Raw genomic sequence first — 578 nt, 5'->3', positions numbered from 1 at the left:
AGTCAACGATGCAATGTCCCGCGATGTTGAGCCCTTCGAGTTAGCGTCCACCTTAATCTCAAGATTGCACCTTATGGGTGCTGTTGGAGTAAAGTACGATCCTGGTTTGTCGTACCAGTTCTTTTTCCAGACGCAAAAACCGCTTCCCACAATCCAACTTGAACAATCTACAAAGGTGAAGATTCATCCGATGCTCCACTCGGCACTAGGGGTCATAAAATAAAATAATTGTAGTTGTTCAATCCAATGGTGCGGCTTCTTCGCCGCCCTTCATAGCCTCGATGATCTGATCCACATGCGCCCGCTGCTGCTGCGCGCGGCGAACCATGAGGCTGCGGGTCTTGTCGTTGTCCCGGGCGATCTGGTGCAGCTGGTGGGCTAACTGGTCCAGTTGCAGGCGGGGGATCTTCTGCCCGCGCTGCACGGCCGCGTTCATGGCCCGCACCACCTGGTTCACGTTCCGCCCGATCGCGGACACCTCCTTGGTCAGTTCCGCGATCTCGCCCGCCTCCGGCGGCTCGATGTGGTAGACGCCCGCTGCGTAGAGCAGCACCCGCCGCGCCGTGTCGGCCCGGCTC

Annotated in this window: 1 protein-coding gene and 1 pseudogene; one reads left to right on the top strand and one right to left on the bottom strand. The window is 58.1% G+C overall.

What is annotated here, in order from left to right; all coding sequences use genetic code 11:
• The coding region (locus CK240_RS19085; protein ID WP_205957927.1) for a hypothetical protein at positions 1-223 on the top strand (223 nt) is incomplete at its 5' end.
• Positions 224-238: 15 nt separating this feature from the next.
• Here the strand turns inward: CK240_RS19085 and CK240_RS18850 are convergent.
• Positions 239-578: pseudogene (locus tag CK240_RS18850) on the bottom strand (hypothetical protein); the annotation flags it as partial.

The organism is Paracoccus salipaludis (genome assembly GCF_002287065.1).
Taxonomy (GTDB): domain Bacteria; phylum Pseudomonadota; class Alphaproteobacteria; order Rhodobacterales; family Rhodobacteraceae; genus Paracoccus; species Paracoccus salipaludis.
The sequence above is the reverse complement of the archived record's forward strand: the minus strand, read 5'-3'. Positions and strand labels throughout refer to the sequence as shown.